Below are 20,910 nucleotides of genomic sequence, written 5' to 3'. Positions count from 1 at the left end.
GACTGCCCGCCTGTTCAAGGCGGGCACTTTGCTCTATGCCGCAATCCAACCATCTTCGCCCGGCATAGGCGAAACGCGGGACCCGAAGAACCATGAATGAAGCAACGCCCCCCAATCGCTGTCGCATCGTGCTGATCGCGCCGCCCGGCGTGCCGGCGGCCCGTATTGTCACGGCATTCGATGGTGGCGATGTCGCTTCGCTGATCCTGCCCGAGAACGGCATGGATGAAGCCTCGTTCCAGGCTTTCGCCGAACGGATCGTGCCGGCAGCGCAAGCCGCCGGCGTTGCTGTCATCATCGCCGGCGACACCCGCATAGCCGGCCGCGTCCAGGCCGACGGCATCCATGTCGAAGTCTCCAAGGCCGAACTCGCCGAGACAATCGAGCATTTCCAGGCAAAGATGATGGTCGGCACCGGAGGCGCCAAGACGCGTGACGACGCGCTCGAGCTTGGCGAGACGCGGCCAGACTACATTTTCTTCGGCCGCTTCGGCTACGACAACAAGCCCGAACCGCACCCGCGCAACCTGTCGCTCGGCGCATGGTGGGCGGACATGATCCAGATCCCTTGCATCGTCATGGCCGGATCCGACATCGCCTCGGTCGAAGCCGTGGGCGCCACCGGCGCTGAATTCGTGGCGCTGTCGAGCGCCGTGTTCGCCGACGGCACCGACCCCAGGACAGCGGTCGCCACCGCCAACGCGCTGCTCGACGAGACTGCGCCGCGTTTCGAGGACTGAAATGTCATCGGCGACGCTTCCCCTCCAGGCTCTGCTTGCGGTGCTGATGGTCCAGGCGGCGGCCGCGGAGACCATCCCCTTGCCGCAGCCCAAGCCGGAAATCGGCGTCCACACCGATAAGCCGATCGACAAGCCGTTGCCGCAGCCCGCCACCACGGCCGAGCCTGCGCCGCTGCCGTCGGCCGACGCCGTCAATCCCGACCGCTTCGGCGCAAAACCCGCCGACGCGGCCTATGGCGCCTTCCAGCGCGGCCTCTACAAGACAGCTTACAATCTGGCATTGGTCCGGGCGCAAAACGGCGACCCGGCGGCGCAGACCCTGGTGGCCGAGATCCTGTCGCGAGGTCTCGGTGTACCGGTCAATTCGGCGCAGGCGGCGAAATGGTACGCCTTGGCCGCCGAACAGGGTGTGCCGGAATCGCAGTTCCAGTATGCGCTGATGCTGCTCGACGGCCGCTATGTCAAAAAGGATGGAAAAGAGGCCTACGCCCTGATGCAGGCCGCAGCCGAAGCCGGCAACCGGCTGGCGCAATTCAATTTCGCGCAGATGCTGGTCCAGCAGGACCCCGGCGACGCCGGTATGGCCAAGGCGGTCTCCTACTATGAACGCGCCGCTGCGACCGGCCTCGCGGACGCGCAATATGCAATGTCGCAGATCTACGCCAACGGTGTCGGCGGCAAGCCACGCGACGATGCCCAGGCAAGGCGCCTGCTGGCGCAGGCCGCAAGGCAGAACTACGACACCGCGCAAATCGATCTCGCCGCCTGGATGATCGAAGGCCGCGGCGGTGCGCGCGACCTGAAATCCGCCTTCGGCTGGATGAAGCAGGCGGCGGAGGGCGGCAATGTTGCCGCCCAGAACCGCCTGGCCAAGCTCTATATGCAAGGCATCGGCACCGATCCGGACCTGGTCCTTGCCGGTGCCTGGTACATCATTGCCCGCCGCGCCGGCCTCATCGATCCGCAGATGGACGACTTCCTGCAGGGGCTGGACGACGACCAGACCAAGCAGGCGCTGCAGAAGGCCAACCGGCTGCCTTGACGGCGGCCCGCGCGGTCATTGCGAGTGTCACCTCGGCTCCCCTCGCCTGGCACCAACCTGCCCGCTCCCTTGCCTCTTCTGGCGATTTGTGGTCTTGGGAGCCCGAAATCGCTTTCCCAGCGAACATCCCATACCGACGGCGTGGCCGTAGGCATCATTCCGGATCATCTCATCATGGCCAAGATCAATGGCAACGAAATCCGTCCCGGCTATGTCATCGAGCATGATGGCGGCCTTTGGGTGGCGGTCAGGACCAACACCGTCAAGCCTGGCAAGGGCGGCGCCTACAATCAGGTCGAACTGAAGAACCTCATCAACGGCACCAAGCTCAACGAGCGCTTCCGCTCGGCCGAGACGGTCGAACAGATCCGGCTCGACCTGAAGGATTTTTCCTTCCTCTACGCGCAGGAAGACGCCCTGGTGTTCATGGACACCCAGAGCTACGAGCAGCTCGAATTGAACAAGGACTTCGTCGGCGATCGCGCCGCCTTCCTGCAGGACGGCATGATGGTAACGGTCCAGCTCTATGAAGAGCGGCCGATCGGCATTTCGCTGCCCGACTATGTGACGCTGACCATCACCGAGGCCGACCCGGTGGTGAAGGGCCAGACGGCGGCATCGTCCTACAAGCCGGCGATCCTGGAGAACGGCATCCGCGTCCTGGTGCCGCCCTTCATCGGCGCCGGCGAACGCATCATCGTCGACACCAACGAAATCACTTACGTGCGCCGCGCCGACTGACGCATGTCGCCCAAAAGTGGCCCGGTTCCGGGTCACCGACATGCATCGAGGCAGAATTTAAAGCGCAGCACCGGGAAAAAGCACTATGGCACGCTCAGCCCTTCTCAACGTCATGGTCCAGGCCGCAATGAAGGCCGGCCGCTCGCTGTCGCGCGACTTCGGCGAAGTGCAGAACCTGCAGGTCTCGATGAAGGGCCCCGGCGACTATGTCAGCCAGGCCGACCGCAAGGCCGAGGACATCGTCTTCGCCGAACTGTCCAAGGCACGGCCCGGCTATTCCTTCCTGATGGAGGAGCGCGGCGTGGTCGAAGGCGACGACGGCCAGCATCGCTGGATCATCGACCCGCTCGACGGCACCACCAATTTCCTGCACGGCATTCCGCTCTTTGCCGTTTCGATCGCGCTGGAGCGCCAGGGCCAGATCGTCGCCGGCGTCATCTACAATCCGGCGATGGACGAACTCTACACCTGCGAACGCGGCGGCGGCGCCTTCATGAACGACCGCCGCTTGCGCGTCGCCGGCCGCATCAAGCTGGTCGACACGGTCATCGGCTGCGGCATGCCGCATCTCGGCCGCGGCCACCACGGCAATTTCCTCGTCGAGCTGCGCAACGTCATGGCCGAGGTTTCCGGCGTCCGCCGCCTCGGCTCCGCATCGCTCGATCTCGCCTATGTCGCTGCCGGCCGCATGGATGGCTTCTGGGAAACCGGCCTGTCTGCCTGGGACATCGCCGCCGGGCTGCTTTTGATCCGCGAGGCGGGCGGCTTCGTCTCCGACATGGATGGCGGCCAGGACATGCTCGACAACGGTTCGGTCGTCGCCGGCAACGAGATCATCCAGCGCGCTTTGCTCAAGGTCGTGAAGAAGCCGCTCTCCTCTCGTTGACAGGCAAGCCGCGCCGACAAACCGCCGCGCTGATGCGCCGCAGTCGCAAAACCGCAACGGAAGCTTGAAATACTGGCCGGCATGCGCCCAGATTGGAGGGCGCGGCGCAGGAACCCGGCTTAGTGAGAGACAACGAACCCTACCCCGATATCCCGTTCATCGGACGCTGGCACTATTCGCGTGCCGAGATGATCGCTGACGGTATCGTCCACGCGGTCGGCATCGTGCTGGCGATATCGGCCGGTTCCGCGCTGCTGGCGCTGGCGGCGTTTCGTGTCGGACCCGGCGAATACATCGCCGCCGCCTTCTACGTGGTTTCGCTGCTCACCGTGCTCTCGGTGTCGATGACCTACAATCTGTGGCCGGTCTCGTCGCCGGCAAAATGGGTGTTGCGGCGTTTCGACCACGCCGCGATCTATCTGCTGATCGCCGCGACCTATACGCCTTTCCTGGCGCAGCTCGAAGGCTCGCCGCTGGCGCGCTGGATGATCGTGCTGGTCTGGACCGCGGCAGCGCTGGGCATTGCCATCAAGGTGTTCTTTCCCGGCCGTTTCGACCGGCTGGCGATCGGCTTCTATCTCGCCATTGGCTGGAGCGGCATCATCCTGGTCAAGCCGCTTGTCCAGACGCTACCGACGACATCGATAGCGCTGATCGTTGCCGGCGGCATCGTCTACTCCTGCGGCGTCATCTTCTTCGCCTGGAAGGGGCTGCGCTTCCACAATGCGCTGTGGCACGGTTTCGTCGTCACCGGCGCCAGCCTGCATCTGGCCGCCATGGTCGACTGTCTGGTCATCAATCGCCTCTGACACTATCGACGCGGCAATATTGCCAAGCGCCATTCAATTTGGTCACAATTCCGTTTAGAGTCGCGGTTTACGTGATCGGCGGCGGCATCGGAAACGGGGCACGGATGGCTTTTCTCAGATCCTTCGGCATGGGCAGACGTTCTGATGTCCTGATCTACGACCCGCATAAATTATCGAGCCCGCAGGTCTTTCTGCTGACCATGGTGATCTTCCTGGTCATCGTCGCCTTCATCGCCGCCATCCTCACCCGACAGATCTCAACCGCTTTTGGCAGCAATCCCGGCCTCAATGGCCTGATCGTCGGCGTGCTGGTGGTCGGCATCCTTTTGGCCTTCGCCCAGGTCGGGCGACTGTTTCGCGAAGTGCGCTGGGTCAACTCCTTCCGTGCCGGCTCGGAGACGACCGAACCGGTGCTGCTGGCGCCGATGAAGGCGATGATCGGCCGTTCCTCGGCGATGGCCTTCTCGACCAGTTCGATGCGCACCATGCTCGATTCCATCGCCACGCGCCTCGACGAAAGCCGCGACACCTCGCGCTATCTCGTCGGCCTGCTGGTGTTCCTCGGCCTGCTCGGCACCTTCTGGGGACTGTTGAACACCATCGGCTCGATCCGCGAAACCATCGAATCGCTCGATCCCGGCACCGGTGACGCCGCCGCGGTGCTCGATTCCCTGAAGCAGGGGCTTTCGGCGCCGCTGGCCGGCATGGGCACCGCCTTCTCGTCCTCGCTGTTCGGCCTCTCCGGCTCGCTGGTGCTCGGCTTCCTCGACCTGCAGGCCGGCCGCGCCCAGACGCGCTTCTACACCGAACTGGAAAACTGGCTTTCCTCGGTCACCGACCTGTCGTCGGACATCGTCGTCGCCGACCCGGCCAAAACCGAATCCTCCGACGAGATCCGGGTGCTGTCGGAACGGCTGCGCTCGATGCAGGAGAATGGCGGCGGCTCCAACCCGCGCGTCGCCACCGCCATGGCCAATCTCGCCGACGGCATTTCCGGCCTGGTCAAGAATATGCGCTCGGAACAGCAGATCATGCGCGACTGGGTCGAGGCCCAGTCCGACGAGCAGAAGGCGATGCGCAACACGCTGGAAAAGATCGCCGATGCCCTGAAGAAGCCCGGAGTGCACTGACGTGGCACTCGCCAGGGGCCGGCGCACCGATCGCCGCATCGACTACTGGCCGGGCTTCGTCGACGCGCTGTCGACGCTGCTTTTGGCGATCATGTTCCTGCTCACGGTCTTCGTGCTGGCGCAGTTCCTGCTGGGACGCGAAATCTCCGGCAAGGATACGGCGCTCTCGCGCCTCAACTCGCAGATCAACGAACTGACCCAACTGCTGGCGCTGGAGCGCTCGACGGCGCAGGACAAGGATGATTCACTGGCCAATCTGCAGGCGTCGCTGTCGGCCGCGCAAGCGGAAAAGAGCCGGCTCGAACAGTTGCTGGCGCAAGGTGCCGGTGCCGGCGACGCCGCCAATCAGCGTGCAGCGGCGCTCGGCGGCGAACTCGACAGCCAGCGCCAGATCAGCCAGCAGGCGCTGAGCCAGGTCGAGATCCTCAACCAGCAGATCGCGGCGCTGCGCAAGCAGATCGGCGCGCTTGAGGATGCGCTCAACGTCTCCGAAATCCGCGACCGCGATTCCAACACCAAGATCGCCGATCTCGGCCGCCGCCTCAACGTCGCGCTGGCGCAGCGCGTGCAGGAGTTGAACCGCTACCGCTCCGACTTCTTCGGCCGTTTGCGCGAAATCCTCGCCGACCGCGAGAACATCCGCATCGTCGGCGACCGCTTCGTCTTCCAGTCGGAAGTGCTGTTCCCGACCGGCTCTGAGGTGATCAACGATGCCGGCAAGGTCGAGATGAAGAAACTCGCCGACGCCATCATCGAGTTGCAGAAGGAAATCCCGCCCGAGATCAATTGGGTGCTGCGCGTCGACGGCCATACCGACAACAAGCCGCTCTCCGGCACCGGCCGCTACCGCGACAATTGGGAACTGTCGACGGCGCGTTCGACCTCGGTGGTGAAATTTCTGATCGAGAACGGCGTGCCGGCCAACCGCCTGGTCGCGGCAGGCTTCGGTGAGTTCCAGCCCCTCGATCCCGCCGACACCGAAGAGGCGCGCAACAAGAACCGCCGTATTGAACTGAAGCTCACCGAACGTTGATCCAAAATCACGCGAACTTGTTCGCCGGTTCAACCCTAGGGCGCAGATGGCGGCCGGCAAGGCCTGAAAAGATTATCTTTTTTTAATTACACATTGTCGCAGGGCGGTCCTAGCCTGCCGCCCGGGCCGAGAACCGCCGGCGATGAATCCCCCCTCATCGCGACGCGACGGAACCGGACGGCCCAAGGCTGGAAGGCAGGCGGACAACCGCCGCCTCCCTCTACAAGAGGAGACGCGTGATGCGCTCTTTCACTCCCAAGACCTCGCTTAGAACTGCAACACTCACGGCGCTCCTCATCGCCGTTCCGCTTGCCGGCGCCTGTGCCGCGGGCCATCACAAGGGCGCTCTCGACGCGACCGATCCAACCGATATGACTGGCCCGCGTGTCGAGGCGCTTATCCAACAGGTGCAGGGCGTCCGGCAGGGCATCGTGGACGCAAGACAGGCCAACAACATCACCCCGGCTGTGGCGGAACGCCTGGAAATGCGCACGGCCCACATCAGTCAGGCGGCCGAGAAAGTCGCCGCCTCCGATCACGGCAGGATACCGGCCGCGCAATACCATGATCTGCTGCGCCGTCTCGACAATGTCGACCAGCGGCTGATGATCGACACCGGCAGCGGCTTCATGATCGGCGACGGCGCCGACGGCGGCAATTACCCGAACGGCTGAGGCCATAGCGCCCGAAACGGTCCAAGAGGAAGGAACTGCCTGGCGCCTTCGAAAGCGATCCCGCGGGCGCCCTTTTTTACCAGCCGAGCCACACCGCGATCAGGGCGATCACCGCCGGCACGGTCTGGATGAACAGGATCTTGCGCCCGACCGTTGCCGCGCCATAGAGGCCGGCAATGGCCACGCAAGCCAGAAAGAAGACCTTGACCTGGAAACCGGCCGCACCAAGGTATAGCCCCCAGATCAGCCCGGCGGCGAGGAACCCGTTATAGAGTCCCTGATTGGCCGCGAGCACTTTCGAGGCACTGGCGAATTCCGGGGTCAGGTTGAAAGCCTTGTGCCCGCGCGGCGTGTCCCACAGCACCATCTCCAGATAGACGATGTAGGCATGGATCAAGGCCACCAGCCCGACCAGGATGTTGCCGATCATTTTTCCCCCCTTGATGTGTTGCCGGCAGCATTTCATGCGCGGCCTTGCCTGCGCAAGGTGCATTTGCCGGACGGCATCCGAGGGTTGCCAACGCTTTTGCGTTGGTGTCTTTTCGCGCCGTCCCAATCACGGAAGTCGCCATGTCCTTTCAGAAACTCGACGACCTCGGTCACAAGCTCGAAGCGCTCGAGCATGCGCTGGCCATCCTCGGTGCCGATGAGGCCACGCACATGGCCGTCGGCGGCGGCGAGAAGCGTGCCGAGGCGATGTCGGCACTGGCCGGCATGTATCACACCAGGGCAACGGCGCCGGAGATAGCAGACTGGATCGCAGCGGCCGAACAGGAAGCGCTGGGCGAGGAGCAGCGCGCCGCCGTCTCGGAACTGCGGCGGCAATACACCAACCTGACCTGCCTGCCGGTCGAATTCGTCGAACGCCAGACGACCGCGCGCATGCGTTGCGAGCAGCTGTGGCGCGGCCTGCGCGCCAAGAACGACTGGGCAGGCTTCCAGCCGGCGCTGGAGGGCGTCGTGGCGCTGGTGCGCGAGGAGGCGGCGCTGCGTGCCGATGTGCTCGGCCTGGCCCCCTATGACGCGCTGATGGAGCAGTACGACCCCGGCAACCGCACCGCCGACATCACGCCTGTGTTCACCGACCTGAAGGCTTTTCTGAAAAGTTTCGTGCCGGAGGCGCTGGCGATCCAGGATGCACGGCAGCGCAAGCGCCCGCTGAAGCCGCTTTCGGGCACCTATGCGATCGATCGGCAGCGCGAGCTCGGCCTTGCCATGATGTCGGCAGTCGGCTTCGACCTGACGCATGGGTCGCTGTCGGTGTCGCACCACCCTTTCTGCGGCGGCGTGCCGAGCGACGTGCGTATCACCACCCGCTACAAGACGTCCGACTTCCTGTCGGCGCTGATGGGCGTGCTGCACGAGACCGGCCATGCGCTCTACGAACAGAACCTGCCCAAGGCATGGTCGCACTGGCCGCTCGGCAAAGCGCGCGGCATGGCCGTGCATGAAAGCCAGAGCCTGTTCGTCGAGAAGCAGCTAGGCCGCAACCCGGCCTTCTGGCGCTGGGCGCTGCCAGTGGTTGAAAAGCATCTCGGCGAAGCCTGGTCGCTCGACGACATCCTGCCGCACGTGCATCGCGTCGGACGCGGCCTGATCCGGGTCGATGCCGACGAGGTGACCTATCCCCTGCATGTCATCCTGCGCTACGAACTGGAACAGGAACTCGTCTCGGGCCGGCTGGAGGTAGCCGATCTGCCCGAAGCCTGGGACGCCAAGATGCGCGACTACCTCGGCCTTTCCACCATCGACAACCCAGCCGACGGGCCAATGCAGGACGTGCATTGGCCAGGGGCAGCTTTCGGCTACTTCCCCTCCTACACGCTGGGCGCGATGATGGCGGCACAGCAATGGGCGGCGCTGACGCGGGAGCATCCTGCCGCCGACGAGGATCTCGCCAAAGGCAATTTCGAGGCGATCAACGACTGGCGCCGCCAAAAAATCTGGTCACAGGGGTCACGCTGGTCGACGCCGGACCTGCTCGAACGCGCCACCGGCGAAAAGCTCAATGCTACCTATTTCGTGAACCATCTGAAGCAGCGCTATGGAGCCGCATAGCGGCTGTCGCCACAGCGGCAGATCTGCCTACTCCGCCGCGCCCCTGAAAGCACTGGCGCCGGTTTCGAACTGCAGCTTGGCCAGCCGTGCATAGATGCCGCCCTTGGCGACAAGGCTTTGATGCGTGCCTTCCTCGACGATCGAGCCGCCATCCATGACCAGGATCCTGTCGGCCTTCAGCACCGTTGCCAGGCGGTGGGCGATGACGATCGTGGTGCGGCCCTGCATCAGCCGTTCCAATGCCGTCTGCACCAGCGTTTCGCTTTCGGCGTCGAGTGCCGAGGTGGCCTCGTCGAGCAACAGGATCGGCGCGTCGCGCAAGATGGCACGGGCGATCGCAACCCGCTGGCGCTGACCGCCTGACAGCGTCACGCCGCGCTCGCCGACTTGGCTGTCATAGCCTTTTTCCAGCTTGAGGATGAATTCATCGGCAAGTGCATCCTTCGCCGCCGTCTCGATTTCGGCCTTGCTGGCTCCCGGCCGACCGAAACCGATATTGTCACGCGCGCTTGCCGCGAAAATGGTGACGTCCTGCGGCACGATGGCGATGCGCTGGCGGACCGAAACGGGATCGGCCTCGCGCACATCGACGCCGTCGATCAGGATCTTGCCTGTTTCGGGATCGTAAAAACGCAGGATCAGCGAAAACACCGTGCTCTTGCCGGCCCCTGACGGCCCGACGATCGCCACCGTCTCGCCCGGCATGACCTGAAAGCTTAAGCCGTGCACGGCGGCGCGGTCGGGCCTTGCCGGGTAGGAGAAGGAGATATTGTCGAAGACGATCGCGCCCTTGGCGACGGCCGGCAGCGGCTTCGGATCGGCGGGAGCCTGGATCGCCGGCTTCTCGGCCAGGATCTCGGTCAGCCGTTCGGCAGCACCCGCCGCTTGCGCAAGTTCGCCCCACACTTCCGACAGCGCGCCCAGCGCGCCGGCGGCGAACACCGAATAGAGCAGGAACTGGCCGAGCGTGCCTGGCGATATCGAGCCTTCGAGCACGTCGCGCGAGCCGAACCACAGCACCGCCACGACGGACGAGAAGATGGTGAAAATGGCGAAGAAGGTTAAGAAGGAGCGCGCGAAGATCGAGGAGCGTGCGGCCTCGAAAGCAGCTTCCACCGCAGCCGAGAAATGCCCGGTGACCAGCTTCTCATTGGTGAAGGCCTGCAGCGTGCGCACCGCGCCGATCTGCTCGCTGGCATAGGCGGTGGCATCGGCCAGCGTATCCTGCGCCTGGCGTGATTTGCGCCGCACCGAACGGCCGAAGGCGACCAGCGGCAGGACGATCACGGGTATTGCCGCGATGACCAGGCCGGACAGTTTCGGGCTGGTGATGACCATCATCCCCACCGCGCCAAGGCCGAGGATGACATTGCGCAGCGCCACCGAGGCCGTCGCTCCGACCGCCGACTTGACCTGCGTCGTGTCGGCGGCAAGCCGCGACACGATCTCGCCCGACTGGGCGGTGTCGAAGAAGGCAGGCGACAGCGTCGTCACATGGGCAAACACATCGCGCCTGATATCGGCGACGACGCGCTCGCCCAGCGTGATGACGAAATAGTAGCGGCCGGCCGATGCCGCCGCCAGCAGGGCGGCCATAGCCACCAGCGCTGCGAAATATTCGGCAATGAAGGTCGTGCTGGACGACGAGAAGCCATGATCGATCATGCGTCGCACCGCCAGCGGCAGCGCCAGCGTGGTTGCCGCCGCGATGACCAGCGAGATAATGGCGCCGACGACCAGCGTGCGGTAGTGCGTGATGTAGGGGAACAGGCGCTTGAGCGGCTTGAGCGAACGCCGGCGCTCGTCTGCGCTGGTGATTTGCGCCATCCCGATGTTTCCTCCAGCCGTCCTTGGGGTCTGCGCCTCAATATGCGCTTGCCGCGGCCTTGTGATTCAATTCCGGCTGATGTATAGGCTCGCCGACCGTTTTAGAAGCCGTGGCTCCTCAATAGCTGCGGCTTCGAGTTTAAAAAAGGGGCGCATCGACGCAGGCTTATGCCCGTCGGCAGCGCCGGCAAGCCAGGAACCGAACCATGAAGACCGACATCCATCCCGATTACCACACCATCAAGGTCGTCATGACCGACGGCACCGAATACACGACCCGTTCGACCTGGGGCAAGGAAGGCGATACGATGAACCTCGATATCGACCCGACCACCCACCCGGCCTGGACCGGCGGCCAGCAGACCCTGCTCGACCGCGGCGGCCGCCTGTCGAAGTTCAAGAAGCGTTTCGAAGGTTTCGGCATCTAATTGTATGTCGCCCAAAAGTGCGAAGCGGTTTTGGGATAACGACTTGCCTCAAGTAAGAACTTAAGCCAAACGAGCTTTCACAGATCGAAAACCCGCCCTTGTGGCGGGTTTTTTGTTGCGGCGCGGTCCTACTCGGCCAGCAATTCCCTTAACGCCATGCGCTTGTAGGCGGCGACCAGCCTGTCGCCCTCCTGCCGCTCAACCGAGATCGCCAGCCGCATGGCGGCCTCGCCCATCTGCCAGACCAGAAACGCCGTGGTTTCCAGTGTCGCCGGATCGGCTGCCGGCCGCAGCCGTTTCAGCACCGCGCTGAGGAATTCGGCGTTGGCACGGCTGTCGGCGAGTTCGAGCTGGCGCAGCGCCTTGTCGGCCTGCGTGCCCGACCAGATGTCGCGGATCACCGGCTCGGCCAGGAACAGCCGGTAATAGATGTCGACCAACTCTGAAAACGCGGACTGCAGGCCTTCGGCGTCGCTGATGCCAGCCAGTGCTGCCGAAATGCAGGACTGGCTTTCGGCGGTGTAGCGCTCGGCCAGCGCCCAGATGATCGCCCGCTTGTCCGGAAAGAACTGATAGAGCGACCCGATCGACACCCCAGCGCGCTCCGCCACCTCACCCATGCGCATGGCATCGCTGCCTTGCTCGGCGATCAGCGCCGAGGCAGCCGCCAGCATGCGCTCGACCCGCTCGCGGCTGCGCTGCTGGCTCGGCGCCCGACGCGGTGAAGCAGCCTGCTGCTGTGCGGAAACGGGGGTTGCCGCGTCTTCCATACCTGACTCCAAATGCCGCCAAAATCATTTGACTCGAAAAATACGAGGGTTTATCACGTTTTGCAAATATGAGGATTAATCACGTTTATGCGGAGGAAAGCACAATGGGCATCTGGAGCAACTGACATGATCGCGAAACTTCTTCCCACTCTCATCTTCATTGCCGCACTTGGCTCAGGCGTCGTCGGCGGCGTCTTCTTTGCTTTCTCCAGCTTCGTCATGCCGGGCCTCGCCCGCATGCCAGCCGCAAGCGGCATTGCCGCGATGAATTCCATCAACGTCACAGCGGTGACGCCGCTGTTCATGACAGCACTGTTCGGCACGGCTCTCGTCTGCATCGTTGTCGCCATCGGTGCGGTGATCGGCTGGAACCAGCCAGGCTCGCTCTGGCTGGTTGCCGGCAGCCTGCTCTATCTCATCGGCATCGTGGTGGTGACGATGATCTTCAACGTCCCGCTCAACGATGCGCTCGCCGCCCTCGATCCGGCCAGCAGCAATGGCGCAAGCCTGTGGTCGCGCTACCTCAACGAGTGGGTGATGTGGAACCATGTCCGCACCATCAGCGGCATAGCCGCGCTGGCATCCTTCTGGTTCGCCGCGCGTTGAAAAGGATGGGTGGAGCCACCGATGAAGGATCAATATTCGAATATGGCCTTCGGCATGGCAATCGGAGTTGGTGTCGGTGCCGCGGTCGGCACCGCTCTGGATGACCTTCCGATGGGCGTCGCCGTGGGTATTGCGATTGGCGCCGCCTTCGGAGCGTGGCGACGCAAGTGACGGCAGCGCCGGCGGCCTCTACGCCTTTGTCTTCCGATCGGAATGACCGAGGTCGCGGTCCGGATCAATGACATCGCGGACCAGTTGCTTCAGCTTGGCCGCGTCCGGAAAACCGCCGTCGCGCTTGCGATCCCAGACAAGCACGTCATTGCAGGAAATGGTGAAGATGCCGCCGGTGCCCGGCACCAGCGTCACCTCGCCAAGGTCCGTGCCGAAGGTCGACAGCAGCTCCTGCGCCATCCAGCCGGCGCGCAGCAGCCACTGGCACTGCGTGCAATAGGTGATGCGGATGGCGGGGAGGATCTGCTCGCTCATGCCGGGCTGAGCTCCGCTCATGCCGCGCTGAGCTTGGCCATGGTCTCGTCGTCGACTTCGAAGTTGGCGTAGACGCTCTGCACGTCTTCGTCGTCCTCGAGCGTGGCGACCAGTTTCATCAGCGACTGTGCCCGCTCCTCGTCGACCGGAACGTTGTTCTGAGGCCGCCAAATCAGCTTCACCGATTCTGCCTCGCCGAGCGAGGTTTCCAGAGCCTTCGACACCTCACCGAGATTCTCGAAGGCGCAATAGATGGTGTGGCCTTCCTCGTCGGTTTCCACGTCGTCGGCGCCGGCTTCGATTGCCGCTTCCATGACCTTGTCGGCGCTGCCGGCCGATGCCGGATAATAGATCTCGCCGACGCGGTCCCACATGAAGGAAACCGAGCCCGTTTCGCCCATCGCGCCGCCGGCCTTGGTGAAGGCAGCACGCACATTGGACGCCGAGCGGTTGCGGTTGTCGGTCAGCGCCTCGACAATGACAGCGACGCCGCCCGGGCCATAGCCCTCATAGCGCACGGCTTCGTAATTCTCGGCATCGCCCATCGAGGCCTTGTTGACGGCGCGCTGGATGTTGTCCTTCGGCATCGACACCGCCTTGGCGTTCTGGATCGCCAGGCGCAAGCGCGGGTTCATCGATGGATCGGGCGTCCCGCTTTTAGCGGCGACGGTGATTTCGCGCGCCAGCTTGGAAAACATTTTAGACCGCACCGCATCCTGGCGGCCCTTGCGGTGCATGATGTTCTTGAACTGTGAATGGCCAGCCATGGCACCCCTGTCGTCTTCTCGGCTAGAGCATCGCGAAGCGAAGTGATCTGACCTCGTCTTCCGCAATGCCCGAATTCAAAATTTCAGAGCGTCCCAGGTGCACCTCTTGGAAGCACGGCGTTCTCTGTCGGAATGGCCGGCTTATAGATAAATCGGCTCAATTCGTCCAGCCGCACCGCGCATGCGGCGCAAGACGTGACCTGCTGCGGCCGCTCACGCCTCGAGGTCCGACTTCAGTCGGTCGATGATGCTGAGCGCATGGCCGGCATACTGGCTGATCCAGCGGTCGTGGATCTGCTTGATCGGCAGCGCGTTGAGATGGTTCCAGCGCTCGCGGCCGTCGCGCCGCGCAACGATTAGGTCGGCCTCCTCCAGCACCTTCAGATGCAGCATGACCGTGCAGCGATCGATATCGGGAAAGGCCTCGCACAGCATGCCGGTCGTCTTCGGCGCGTCCTTCAGCTGATCCAGCATTTCGCGCCGGCGCGGATGGGCCAGCGCCTTGAAAACATTGTCGTCTTGCGATCTGCTTGACATGTTATGTTTATATAACATATCTTTGGACCGATCAAGGGAAGGAGCTGTGGATATGTCACTTGGATTCAGTGTTTCCGGACGCATCGGCAAGCCGGTCGCCGACGTCTTCGACGCAGTCGTCAATCCGAAGAAACTGAGCGGCTATTTCACCACGATCGGCGGCGCCAGCGCCCCGCTGGAAGCCGGCGCCGGCGTCGTCTGGTGGGGCAAGGTGCCGGTTGAGGTCGACGAAGTGGTCAAGGACCGCCGCATCGTGCTGCGCTGGGATGCCACCGATGAGGACGGCAAGCCGGCCTACAAAACCCGCATCGAGATGAACTTCGAACCGCTGGACGATGGCGGCACCTTCGTCACCATCGCCGAGAGCGGCTGGCAGGAAGGCGCGGTCGGCCTGAAGAAGTCCTACCTCAATTGCGAGGGCTGGTCGCAGATGCTGGCCTGCATGAAGGCCTATGTCGAGTACGGCATCAATTTGCGCGACGGTTACTACCGCAGCGAGATGAAAGGCGAACCCGCCAACGAGACCAATATCTGACCATTAGGAGCATTCCATGGACATCCACGAAAAACCGACCGCCGAAGCCGGCATGCTGATCCGGCGGCCTGTCGCCGAAGTGTTCGAGGCCTTCGTCGACCCGGCCATCACCACAAAATTCTGGTTTACCCATAGCAGCGGCCGGCTGGACAGCGGCGAGCAGATCCACTGGGAATGGCGCATGTACGGCGTCTCGACGACGGTCGACGTCAGCGAGATCGTTCCGAACGAAAAGATCGTCATGCAGTGGAGCGATCCACCGACCACCGTGGTCTGGACTTTCACCGAAATGCCTGGCGAGACAACTTTTCTCGAGGTTCGCAATTTTGGCTTCGCCGGCGATGGCGACGGGCAGGTGAAAGAGGCCGTCGGCTCAACCGGCGGCTTCACGCTGGTGCTGGCCGGTGCCAAGGCGTGGCTGGAACAAGGCCTGACGCTCGGCCTGATCGGCGACCGTCACCCGAAGGGCGTGCCGGCTAACTGAACCGGCGGGCTTGGGATCGCCGCTTTTCCTGCTCACGACGAGCTTGAATCCAATTCTCGGCCGGAGCTTCCGGAATGTCCAAGATATCGATCTCGCTGTCAGGCAATTCAGCCAGCTTGGCCAACTGATCGCGCTGATCCTGGCTAAGGTCCCTGCTGCTCATGCCTCAATGCCCGCCGCCCGGCTTCTTGCGCCGCCGCGCCAGCATGTTGAGCCCCTCGACCAATGCCGAAAAGCCCATCGCCGCATAGATGTAGCCCTTGGGCACATGGTAGCCCATGCCGTCGGCGATCAGTGTCATGCCGATCATCAAAAGGAAGCCCAGCGCCAGCATGACAATGCTCGGGTTCTTGGCGATGAAGTTGGCCAGCGGCCCGGCCGCCAGCATCATCACGCTGACCGCCACTATCACGGCGATGTACATGATGGCGATCTCGTCGGTCATGCCGACGGCGGTGATGATCGAATCGATCGAGAAGACCAGGTCGAGCAGCAGGATCTGGAAGATCGCGCCGGCGAGGCTGATCTGCAGCGTCTCGCCCATCATCGTATCCTTGTGGTCGTCGGGATCGACCGTGTGATGGATCTCCTTGGTCGCCTTCCAGACCAGGAACAGGCCGCCGGCGATCAGGATCAGGTCGCGCCAGGAAAAACCGTGGCCGAAGGCCGTGAACACCGGTGTGGTCAGTTGGACGATGATCGAAATGGTGGCCAGCAGCACCAGCCGCATGATCAGCGCCGCCGAGATGCCGAGCCGGCGGGCACGGGCCCGTTGTGCTTCCGGCAGCTTGTTGGTCAGGATCGAGATGAAGATCAGATTGTCGATGCCGAGCACGACCTCGAGCACAATCAGCGTCAGCAGCGCGACCCAGGCGGTTGGATCGGACACAAATTGAAAATGCGGCGCCAGGAATTCGATGAGCTGCATGGAGGTCGTCCCCTCTTTTAACGATCTAGAGCAGTGTCGCCGGCAGTTAGGTACTAAGCGTGCCTATATCAATGTCATGACCAGAAGGACGGTGCGGTTTCCTCCAGCCGCGGGCCGCGACGAAACGGCGCGATCCGCTCGGTCAGCCCGGTGCGGTCGGAAATATCGACGCCGACGCCGCACAATGTCGCCGGTCCGGTCGCCGCTTCGAAGCGGCCTTTCGGCACTTTCGACAGGAACCGATTGAGCGGCTCCTCCTTGTCCATGCCGAGCGAGGAATCATAGTCGCCGCACATGCCGGCGTCGGACATATAACCGGTGCCGCCATTGAGGATCTGGTGATCGCCGGTCGGCTGGTGGGTATGGGTGCCGACGACGAGGCTGGCACGGCCGTCGACGAAATGCGCGAAGCACATCTTTTCCGAGGTCGCCTCGGCGTGGAAGTCGATGATCACGGCATCCGCCTGCTCGCCGAGCGGACAGGCGGCAAGCTCGCGTTCGCCGGCCTGGAAGGGATCGTCGAGTTCGGGATGCATGAACACCCGGCCCATGATGTTGGCGACCAGCACGCGCGCGCCGCTCCTGGCGATGTAGACGCCGGAGCCGCGCCCGGGCGTGCCCTTGGGAAAGTTCGAGGGGCGCAGGAAGCGCTCTTCGCGCGGCGCGAAGGCGAGTGCGTCGCGCTGGTCCCAGACATGGTTGCCGGTTGTGACGACATCCGCACCGGCCGCGATCGTCTCGCGAAAGATATCTTCGGTGATGCCGAAGCCGCCGGCGGCGTTCTCACCGTTGACGATGACGAAATCGAGTTTGAAGTCGGAGATCAAGCCGGGCAGCTGTTCCCACACCGCCGTCCGTCCCGTCTTTCCAACCATGTCACCGAGGAAGAGAAGTCTCATATGATCCCGCACCGAAGGTCAGCGAAGCAAAAGCTGCATGACGTCTGTGAAAGATCATGCGTCCTTTTATCTACAATTTTGACGCGAAGCGGCGCAACCCGCTCTCGGTCAGTATTTCCGGAATGACGACGTCATGTTCCTCATCCGGCACCACTGCCACCTCCTGGCAGTCGAAGGCGATGCCGACCAGCCGCGGCGGCTGTCCCTTGTCGATCAGCTTGGCGATGGCGCGGTCGTAATAGCCGGCACCATAGCCGATGCGATGGCCGCGCGCATCGAAGGCGGCGAGCGGCACCAGCATCACCGAGGGGTCGAGCACTTCTGCTTCTTCATGCGGGCCGACCGTGCCGAAACCCATCTCGACCATCGGCGCGCCGCGCACCAGTTCGCGAAAGACGATCGTGGTTTTGTCGAGAATGGCCGGCAGGCAAAGCCGCGCGCCCCTTTCGCGCAAGGCAAACATCAGCGGCCTGACGTCGACTTCCGAGCGCATCGGCCAGAAGCCGGAAACGATCTGGCCCGGCTCAATGTGGAGGTGATCGCGTGCCGTCTCTGCCATTTCAAGCGCGACCTCCACCCGCCAGAATTCGTCGAGCGCATCGCGGCGTCCGAGGGCCTCGCGGCGAAGCTGCTTTTTGAGGTCTTTGAGAGAGGTCATGCAGTCAGGGTAGAAAAGGTCAGATCTGGATGGAGTGTTGGGAGCGACGTTTTCCACCGCAATCATCCACCGAAATGCGGGACGCGTGGCAATAAGTGACGATCCACACAACCGGTGGAGAGAGCGATCCCGGGAACCTACAAAGTAGGTGGGCGCCGTGTGAGAAAACCCACGGGTCTTCCCAGGGACAGCTCCCTAAGGATCGTTAAGGCCCCGGGGAAAATGTTCTCCTGCCGGGAAGCACAGACCGTCCCGCCCAATATAGGCTGCCGGCCGGCTAAGCGCCAGTGAGACGGGCACTCTTTCCGTGTTGGGTTCAGGCCCTCGCGCCGCCAACACCTCACCCTTGCACAGGCACGGCCTCGTCCTTACGGTCGCGATGACCAACCGAGGAGCAAGAATGCGTTTCGAAGGCACGGCGGCCTATGTCGCCGACAAGGATCTGATGGTGGCCGTCAATGCGGCGATCGCGCTGGAGCGGCCCTTGCTGGTCAAGGGCGAGCCCGGCACCGGCAAGACGGAACTGGCCCGCCAGGTGGCGGCTGCACTCGGCCTCGACCTCATCGAATGGCACGTCAAGTCGACGACGCGGGCGCAGCAGGGCCTGTACGAATATGATGCCGTCTCGCGCCTGCGCGACAGCCAGTTGGGCGACGAGCGCTTCAACGACATCAGGAATTACATCAAGCGCGGCAAACTCTGGGAGGCTTTCGCCGCCGGCAGGAAGGTCGTGCTCTTGATCGACGAGATCGACAAGGCCGACATCGAATTCCCAAACGATCTCCTGCAGGAACTCGATCGGATGGAGTTCTTCGTCTACGAGACCGGCGAAACCATCCGCGCCGCCGTCAGGCCGATCGTCATCATCACCTCCAACAACGAGAAGGAGTTGCCGGACGCGTTCCTGCGCCGCTGCTTCTTCCATTACATCCGCTTTCCCGACGTCGACACGCTGCACAGAATCGTCGACGTCCACTATCCCGGCATCAAGCAGAACCTGGTTCGGGCAGCCCTCACCCAGTTCTACGAGATCCGCGAAGTGCCGGGGCTGAAGAAAAAACCGTCGACCTCCGAGGCGCTCGACTGGATAAGGCTGCTGGTCGCCGACGACATCGCGCCCGAGGATCTGCGCGCCGACCCGAAGAACGCGTTGCCCAAGCTGCATGGCGCATTGCTGAAGAACGAACAGGATGTCCATCTGTTCGAGCGGCTTGCCTTCATGGCGCGCAGGCAAGGGTGAGGCGCCGGGCACTGGCTACGATCGAGCTTCGCTTGCGCCCTGAGCAAGATGACGGTCCCTTGCCTCTTGCGGCGCGACGTTTCTGGGGCCGAAGACGACGAAGCTGATGACGGCAAGGGCAAGAACGCCGATCCCGCTATAGAGCATGACCCAGCCAAAACCGTTGACCAAGGCAGCATGCGCAAGCGCGCCGGACGGGTCGAGGGTCGCCAGCCTGGGCGAATATTGCGAGAGGCCATCGAGATTTCCGGTGGCGATCTTTTCCGCCAACGCGCGCAATTCGTCCGGGTCAAGGGCCGTGCCCAATGCGGTTTTGAGATAGGAAGCAATTCCCTGCGTCAACAGCAGGCCCAGCACCGCGATGTTGATGGCGAGCGTGATCAGCCGCGCGCTGATATCGATGCCCGAAGCCATGCCGGCGCGATCCGGCGACACCGAACCCGTCGTGGTGTTGGTGGTCGGTGAGTTGGTGAGGCCGATACCGATACCGGCGATCAGCGTACCGGGCAGCATGGTCAGCCAGCTGGCTCCCTCAAGGCTCGAACCTATCCTCATGGCGATAAAGCCGACCCCCAATGTCAGCAACCCGAGCGGGATCGCCACCCGCGCCTGATAGCGGGCGCGCAGGCGCTCGGCGGTCGAGGACATCAGCATCAAGGGAAGCGTGTAGACGAGCAGCAGCAGGCCGGTCGTGGTGCTGTCGTAGCCGAGCACACCCGAAAAATAGATCGGCAGATAGATGATGAACGGCCAATAGCTGAAATTCATGCCGATGCCGCCCATGATCGCTCCCGAAAATTGACGGATCCGGAACACCGAGAAATCGAACATCGGGTAGGGGCTGATCTTCTCGGCAACGAGGAACGCGGCGAAGGCCAGCACGGCAGCACTTGCTACGCCGATGCGGGCGCCAGAGCCGAGATCGGCCCCTTGCGTGATCAGATAGGAGAAGCCGAACACCGCGAACGAGAGCGTCAGGATACCGGCACGGTCAAGCTTCTGGGCATTGTGGTCGCGTGATTCGGTGACACCGGCACCGATGAAGACCAGCGCAAGGATGGCAAGCGGCACATGGATGAGGAACACCCACTGCCAGCTCGAGAACGCGACGATCAATCCACCGATGGCGGGACCAAAGCCAAGCCCGATCCCCGAGACGACGCTCCAGGCCACAAAAGCCTTGCCGCGTTCGCTGCCGTCCTGAAACTGGTGGGACAAGACGGCCACGCTGCAAGTGAACATCGCCCCTCCCGCCAGGCCTTGCAGGAAGCGTGCAATGATGAGGAGCGAAGCGCTCGGCGCGAGGCCGCACAGCAGTGAGGCCAGGCCGAAGGCGATGGTGGCGATCACCATCACCCGTTTGCGGCCGAAGCGGTCGGCCAGCGTTCCTGTCGCCATCAGCACCGTGGTGCAGGCAATGGTGTAGGCGTTCATGATCCATTGCAGATCCTTGAAGTCGGCGGCGAGCACGCTTTCCAGTTTCGGAAGGATCACCGGGACGCTGGAGATTTCGAGGCCGAACAGCAGCGAGGCAAGGCAGGCCCCGGCAAGCGCAACGGTGTTTCGGTCGATTTGAAACGTCATGTCAATCACTTTCTGTCGAAGCATTCTGGAACCGGGCTGGCTCTTCAA

At 63.2% G+C, this 20,910-nt stretch carries 26 protein-coding genes and 1 other RNA gene; 15 read left to right on the top strand and 12 right to left on the bottom strand.

All coding sequences use genetic code 11. The features are described 5' to 3' along the window. Positions 1-92 precede the first annotated feature (92 nt). From RPF88_RS26560 to RPF88_RS26525, 8 genes are all read left to right on the top strand, one after another. Positions 93-740 (top strand): thiamine phosphate synthase, encoded by a 648-nt coding sequence (locus RPF88_RS26560; RefSeq protein ID WP_013529129.1) that lies wholly within the window; start codon positions 93-95, stop codon positions 738-740. Between the two features lies 1 nt (position 741). Continuing rightward, a complete protein-coding gene (locus RPF88_RS26555) occupies positions 742-1,782 on the top strand; it encodes a tetratricopeptide repeat protein (RefSeq protein WP_013529128.1) in 1,041 nt (346 codons plus the stop codon). Between the two features lie 174 nt (positions 1,783-1,956). Beyond that, entirely contained in the window at positions 1,957-2,523 is a 567-nt protein-coding gene (gene efp, locus RPF88_RS26550; RefSeq protein WP_013529127.1) for an elongation factor P, read from the top strand. An 85-nt stretch (positions 2,524-2,608) separates the two neighbouring features. After that, on the top strand, positions 2,609-3,409 hold the full coding sequence (locus RPF88_RS26545; protein WP_224674595.1) for an inositol monophosphatase family protein: 801 nt from the start codon (positions 2,609-2,611) through the stop codon (positions 3,407-3,409). A 122-nt stretch (positions 3,410-3,531) separates the two neighbouring features. Further along, a complete protein-coding gene (trhA, locus tag RPF88_RS26540) occupies positions 3,532-4,218 on the top strand; it encodes a PAQR family membrane homeostasis protein TrhA (RefSeq protein ID WP_027162532.1) in 687 nt (228 codons plus the stop codon). Positions 4,219-4,322: 104 nt separating this feature from the next. After that, positions 4,323-5,348, top strand: coding sequence for a MotA/TolQ/ExbB proton channel family protein (locus RPF88_RS26535; RefSeq protein ID WP_013529124.1), 1,026 nt, complete (start codon positions 4,323-4,325; stop codon positions 5,346-5,348). Position 5,349: 1 nt separating this feature from the next. Further along, positions 5,350-6,381: a peptidoglycan -binding protein gene (locus RPF88_RS26530; protein ID WP_063173252.1), complete on the top strand. Its 1,032-nt coding sequence runs from the start codon at positions 5,350-5,352 to the stop codon at positions 6,379-6,381. 239 nt (positions 6,382-6,620) lie between these two features. Next, positions 6,621-7,055 (top strand): hypothetical protein, encoded by a 435-nt coding sequence (locus tag RPF88_RS26525; protein ID WP_337123475.1) that lies wholly within the window; start codon positions 6,621-6,623, stop codon positions 7,053-7,055. Positions 7,056-7,131: 76 nt separating this feature from the next. Here RPF88_RS26525 and RPF88_RS26520 read toward each other — a convergent pair whose 3' ends face one another. Next, complete coding sequence (locus RPF88_RS26520) at positions 7,132-7,485, bottom strand: DUF1304 domain-containing protein (protein ID WP_013529121.1); 354 nt, start codon at positions 7,483-7,485, stop codon at positions 7,132-7,134. Positions 7,486-7,625: 140 nt separating this feature from the next. Between RPF88_RS26520 and RPF88_RS26515 the strand changes: the two genes are divergently transcribed. Next, positions 7,626-9,113: a carboxypeptidase M32 gene (locus tag RPF88_RS26515; RefSeq protein ID WP_337123474.1), complete on the top strand. Its 1,488-nt coding sequence runs from the start codon at positions 7,626-7,628 to the stop codon at positions 9,111-9,113. Positions 9,114-9,140: 27 nt separating this feature from the next. Here RPF88_RS26515 and RPF88_RS26510 read toward each other — a convergent pair whose 3' ends face one another. Continuing rightward, the gene (locus tag RPF88_RS26510; protein WP_224674598.1) at positions 9,141-10,940 is read right to left on the bottom strand and encodes an ABC transporter transmembrane domain-containing protein; all 1,800 of its coding nucleotides are present in this window, start codon (positions 10,938-10,940) and stop codon (positions 9,141-9,143) included. 206 nt (positions 10,941-11,146) lie between these two features. Here RPF88_RS26510 and rpmE point away from each other — a divergent pair, with 206 nt between their 5' ends. Further along, on the top strand, positions 11,147-11,368 hold the full coding sequence (gene rpmE, locus RPF88_RS26505; RefSeq protein WP_013529118.1) for a 50S ribosomal protein L31: 222 nt from the start codon (positions 11,147-11,149) through the stop codon (positions 11,366-11,368). Between the two features lie 128 nt (positions 11,369-11,496). On the opposite strand, the gene RPF88_RS26500 is transcribed toward rpmE, so the two are convergent. Next, positions 11,497-12,138: a TetR/AcrR family transcriptional regulator gene (locus tag RPF88_RS26500; protein ID WP_224674599.1), complete on the bottom strand. Its 642-nt coding sequence runs from the start codon at positions 12,136-12,138 to the stop codon at positions 11,497-11,499. Between the two features lie 126 nt (positions 12,139-12,264). Between RPF88_RS26500 and RPF88_RS26495 the strand changes: the two genes are divergently transcribed. Continuing rightward, a complete protein-coding gene (locus RPF88_RS26495; RefSeq protein WP_013529116.1) occupies positions 12,265-12,744 on the top strand; it encodes an anthrone oxygenase family protein in 480 nt (159 codons plus the stop codon). Positions 12,745-12,765: 21 nt separating this feature from the next. Continuing rightward, entirely contained in the window at positions 12,766-12,915 is a 150-nt protein-coding gene (locus RPF88_RS26490) for a hypothetical protein (protein WP_013529115.1), read from the top strand. Positions 12,916-12,933: 18 nt separating this feature from the next. Here the strand turns inward: RPF88_RS26490 and RPF88_RS26485 are convergent, their stop codons facing one another. The 3 genes from RPF88_RS26485 to RPF88_RS26475 all read right to left on the bottom strand — a co-directional run bounded on the left by RPF88_RS26485 (position 12,934) and on the right by RPF88_RS26475 (position 14,534). Next, positions 12,934-13,230 carry a SelT/SelW/SelH family protein gene (locus RPF88_RS26485; RefSeq protein ID WP_127218697.1) on the bottom strand — a complete coding sequence of 99 codons (297 nt, stop codon included), beginning with the start codon at positions 13,228-13,230 and terminating at the stop codon, positions 12,934-12,936. 17 nt (positions 13,231-13,247) lie between these two features. After that, positions 13,248-13,997 carry a YebC/PmpR family DNA-binding transcriptional regulator gene (locus RPF88_RS26480; protein WP_337123473.1) on the bottom strand — a complete coding sequence of 250 codons (750 nt, stop codon included), beginning with the start codon at positions 13,995-13,997 and terminating at the stop codon, positions 13,248-13,250. Between the two features lie 213 nt (positions 13,998-14,210). After that, positions 14,211-14,534, bottom strand: a complete 324-nt coding sequence (locus RPF88_RS26475) for an ArsR/SmtB family transcription factor (RefSeq protein WP_024502907.1) — start codon at positions 14,532-14,534, stop codon at positions 14,211-14,213. Between the two features lie 52 nt (positions 14,535-14,586). Between RPF88_RS26475 and RPF88_RS26470 the strand changes: the two genes are divergently transcribed. Next, positions 14,587-15,069 (top strand): SRPBCC domain-containing protein, encoded by a 483-nt coding sequence (locus RPF88_RS26470; protein WP_013529111.1) that lies wholly within the window; start codon positions 14,587-14,589, stop codon positions 15,067-15,069. 16 nt (positions 15,070-15,085) lie between these two features. Continuing rightward, positions 15,086-15,553, top strand: coding sequence for an SRPBCC family protein (locus tag RPF88_RS26465; RefSeq protein WP_127369214.1), 468 nt, complete (start codon positions 15,086-15,088; stop codon positions 15,551-15,553). Here RPF88_RS26465 and RPF88_RS26460 read toward each other — a convergent pair. The 5 genes from RPF88_RS26460 to ssrS all read right to left on the bottom strand — a co-directional run bounded on the left by RPF88_RS26460 (position 15,546) and on the right by ssrS (position 18,290). Beyond that, the gene (locus RPF88_RS26460) at positions 15,546-15,716 is read right to left on the bottom strand and encodes a hypothetical protein (RefSeq protein ID WP_337123472.1); all 171 of its coding nucleotides are present in this window, start codon (positions 15,714-15,716) and stop codon (positions 15,546-15,548) included. The two genes, RPF88_RS26465 and RPF88_RS26460, sit on opposite strands and share 8 nt — an antisense overlap. Before the next feature lie 3 nt (positions 15,717-15,719). After that, positions 15,720-16,481, bottom strand: a complete 762-nt coding sequence (locus RPF88_RS26455; protein ID WP_013529109.1) for a TerC family protein — start codon at positions 16,479-16,481, stop codon at positions 15,720-15,722. Between the two features lie 74 nt (positions 16,482-16,555). Continuing rightward, positions 16,556-17,380 (bottom strand): TIGR00282 family metallophosphoesterase, encoded by an 825-nt coding sequence (locus tag RPF88_RS26450; protein ID WP_024502904.1) that lies wholly within the window; start codon positions 17,378-17,380, stop codon positions 16,556-16,558. A gap of 70 nt (positions 17,381-17,450) precedes the next feature. Further along, complete coding sequence (locus RPF88_RS26445) at positions 17,451-18,038, bottom strand: 5-formyltetrahydrofolate cyclo-ligase (protein ID WP_337123471.1); 588 nt, start codon at positions 18,036-18,038, stop codon at positions 17,451-17,453. 96 nt (positions 18,039-18,134) lie between these two features. Continuing rightward, a non-coding RNA gene (ssrS, locus tag RPF88_RS26440) (6S RNA) lies at positions 18,135-18,290 on the bottom strand. Between the two features lie 148 nt (positions 18,291-18,438). On the opposite strand from ssrS, the gene RPF88_RS26435 reads away from it, so the two are divergent. Next, positions 18,439-19,278, top strand: a complete 840-nt coding sequence (locus RPF88_RS26435; RefSeq protein ID WP_013529106.1) for an AAA family ATPase — start codon at positions 18,439-18,441, stop codon at positions 19,276-19,278. Positions 19,279-19,293: 15 nt separating this feature from the next. On the opposite strand, the gene RPF88_RS26430 is transcribed toward RPF88_RS26435, so the two are convergent. Further along, positions 19,294-20,862, bottom strand: a complete 1,569-nt coding sequence (locus RPF88_RS26430) for an MFS transporter (protein ID WP_337123470.1) — start codon at positions 20,860-20,862, stop codon at positions 19,294-19,296. Positions 20,863-20,910 lie beyond the last annotated feature (48 nt).

The sequence above is a fragment of the Mesorhizobium sp. ISC11 genome, from assembly GCF_037162595.1.
GTDB classification, from domain to species: domain Bacteria; phylum Pseudomonadota; class Alphaproteobacteria; order Rhizobiales; family Rhizobiaceae; genus Mesorhizobium; species Mesorhizobium ciceri.
The sequence above is the reverse complement of the archived record's forward strand: the minus strand, read 5'-3'. Positions and strand labels throughout refer to the sequence as shown.

Coding starts and splice junctions, on each gene's coding strand:
- RPF88_RS26560 (WP_013529129.1), top strand. CDS start 93: ATGAATGAAGCAACGCCCCCCAATCGCTGTCGCATCGTGCTGATCGCG.
- RPF88_RS26555 (WP_013529128.1), top strand. CDS start 742: ATGTCATCGGCGACGCTTCCCCTCCAGGCTCTGCTTGCGGTGCTGATG.
- efp (WP_013529127.1), top strand. CDS start 1,957: ATGGCCAAGATCAATGGCAACGAAATCCGTCCCGGCTATGTCATCGAG.
- RPF88_RS26545 (WP_224674595.1), top strand. CDS start 2,609: ATGGCACGCTCAGCCCTTCTCAACGTCATGGTCCAGGCCGCAATGAAG.
- RPF88_RS26535 (WP_013529124.1), top strand. CDS start 4,323: ATGGCTTTTCTCAGATCCTTCGGCATGGGCAGACGTTCTGATGTCCTG.
- RPF88_RS26525 (WP_337123475.1), top strand. CDS start 6,621: ATGCGCTCTTTCACTCCCAAGACCTCGCTTAGAACTGCAACACTCACG.
- RPF88_RS26520 (WP_013529121.1), bottom strand. CDS start 7,485: ATGATCGGCAACATCCTGGTCGGGCTGGTGGCCTTGATCCATGCCTAC.
- RPF88_RS26515 (WP_337123474.1), top strand. CDS start 7,626: ATGTCCTTTCAGAAACTCGACGACCTCGGTCACAAGCTCGAAGCGCTC.
- RPF88_RS26510 (WP_224674598.1), bottom strand. CDS start 10,940: ATGGCGCAAATCACCAGCGCAGACGAGCGCCGGCGTTCGCTCAAGCCG.
- rpmE (WP_013529118.1), top strand. CDS start 11,147: ATGAAGACCGACATCCATCCCGATTACCACACCATCAAGGTCGTCATG.
- RPF88_RS26500 (WP_224674599.1), bottom strand. CDS start 12,138: ATGGAAGACGCGGCAACCCCCGTTTCCGCACAGCAGCAGGCTGCTTCA.
- RPF88_RS26495 (WP_013529116.1), top strand. CDS start 12,265: ATGATCGCGAAACTTCTTCCCACTCTCATCTTCATTGCCGCACTTGGC.
- RPF88_RS26490 (WP_013529115.1), top strand. CDS start 12,766: ATGAAGGATCAATATTCGAATATGGCCTTCGGCATGGCAATCGGAGTT.
- RPF88_RS26485 (WP_127218697.1), bottom strand. CDS start 13,230: ATGAGCGAGCAGATCCTCCCCGCCATCCGCATCACCTATTGCACGCAG.
- RPF88_RS26480 (WP_337123473.1), bottom strand. CDS start 13,997: ATGGCTGGCCATTCACAGTTCAAGAACATCATGCACCGCAAGGGCCGC.
- RPF88_RS26475 (WP_024502907.1), bottom strand. CDS start 14,534: ATGTCAAGCAGATCGCAAGACGACAATGTTTTCAAGGCGCTGGCCCAT.
- RPF88_RS26470 (WP_013529111.1), top strand. CDS start 14,587: ATGTCACTTGGATTCAGTGTTTCCGGACGCATCGGCAAGCCGGTCGCC.
- RPF88_RS26465 (WP_127369214.1), top strand. CDS start 15,086: ATGGACATCCACGAAAAACCGACCGCCGAAGCCGGCATGCTGATCCGG.
- RPF88_RS26460 (WP_337123472.1), bottom strand. CDS start 15,716: ATGAGCAGCAGGGACCTTAGCCAGGATCAGCGCGATCAGTTGGCCAAG.
- RPF88_RS26455 (WP_013529109.1), bottom strand. CDS start 16,481: ATGCAGCTCATCGAATTCCTGGCGCCGCATTTTCAATTTGTGTCCGAT.
- RPF88_RS26450 (WP_024502904.1), bottom strand. CDS start 17,380: ATGAGACTTCTCTTCCTCGGTGACATGGTTGGAAAGACGGGACGGACG.
- RPF88_RS26445 (WP_337123471.1), bottom strand. CDS start 18,038: ATGACCTCTCTCAAAGACCTCAAAAAGCAGCTTCGCCGCGAGGCCCTC.
- RPF88_RS26435 (WP_013529106.1), top strand. CDS start 18,439: ATGCGTTTCGAAGGCACGGCGGCCTATGTCGCCGACAAGGATCTGATG.
- RPF88_RS26430 (WP_337123470.1), bottom strand. CDS start 20,862: ATGACGTTTCAAATCGACCGAAACACCGTTGCGCTTGCCGGGGCCTGC.